This window comes from Exiguobacterium sp. ZOR0005, assembly GCF_000798975.1.
Classification (GTDB): Bacteria; Bacillota; Bacilli; order Exiguobacteriales; family Exiguobacteriaceae; genus Exiguobacterium; species Exiguobacterium aurantiacum.
On the sequence record NZ_JTLB01000048.1, the window covers coordinates 1 to 1,057 of the forward strand.

Annotated in this window: 1 protein-coding gene; it reads right to left on the reverse strand. The window is 60.8% G+C overall.

The annotated features are described in order from the left end of the window. Nucleotides 1-9 precede the first annotated feature (9 nt). Nucleotides 10-945: an IS30 family transposase gene (locus L971_RS14730; RefSeq protein ID WP_047376485.1), complete on the reverse strand. Its 936-nt coding sequence runs from the start codon at nucleotides 943-945 to the stop codon at nucleotides 10-12. Nucleotides 946-1,057: the final 112 nt, after the last annotated feature.

The following is a 1,057-nucleotide window of genomic DNA, read 5'->3' on the forward strand; positions in this document are numbered from 1 at the left end:
GACGGTTTGTCAAATTAAGCGCAACACTTCCTCCGCGAAGGCCTCGTGTGCGGTCTTCCAGCCGAGACATTTCCTCGGTCGCCCGTTGATCTTGGCCAGCGCGTCCGCGAGTTCGTCATGCGTGACTTCCGCGAAGTCCGTTCCTTTCGGGAAGAACTCGCGCAGGAGCCCGTTGGCGTTCTCGTTGCTCCCCCGTTGCCACGATGAATATGGGTCGGCGAAATACATCGGTACGCCGAGTGACGCCTGGATGCGCTCGTGACCGCTGAACTCCTTGCCACGGTCCGTCGTCGCCGTCTCGAACGTGCCGTCCGGGAAGGCGCCGTGCACCGCATGGATCGCCCCCTCCATCGAGGCCGCGGTGCGGTCCACAATCGGCAGGGCGAGATAGAACCGGCTCTTCCGCTCGATGAACGTCGCGACGCACGCCTTCGACTTCCCTCGTCCGGAGACGACGGTGTCGAGCTCCCAGTGCCCGAACGTCCGGCGCCCCCTGACCTCTGGCGGCCGTTGCGAGATGGGGAGTCCGATGTTGATGCGCCCGCGCGTCTCGGTCGGCTTTTGACGTTTCCCTTTCTGGCGGAGCACGGTCAGGGGCACGTCGATCCGTCCCGCGTAGATCCAACGGTAGATGGTGGAGAAGGCAATTTTTCCTGCGTAGAGGCGGCCGACGATCTGTTCCGGGGACCAGGTCGCACGCAGCTTCTCGACAATCGTCCGGCGCATCGTGTCGTCGAGCTTCGTCTTGGCGCCGCAATGGGTTTTCGCCTTCTCGTAGCGTCTCTGCGCACGTCCTGACTCGTAGCCGGGGTTCCGTCTGATCTCCCGCGAGACGGTCGAGGGCTGTCGCCCGATCCGTCTCGCGATGGACCGGATGGACATCCCGAGCTCCAGATAGGTCTCTATTTTCACGCGCTCCGTTGTGGTAAGATGGGTGTAGCTCATAGCGATTCCTCCGTCTGAATGTTTGTGTCGTAACTTCATTCTAAACGAGGCCATCGCTGTGGGCTTTTTTTGCGTTCACGTTCAGGTGTTGCACTTAATTTTATAATTCATC

What these genes read in the sequence shown, in the direction of transcription:
- L971_RS14730 (WP_047376485.1), bottom strand. Translation starts at nt 945, where the DNA reads ATGAGCTACACCCATCTTACCACAACGGAGCGCGTGAAAATAGAGACC.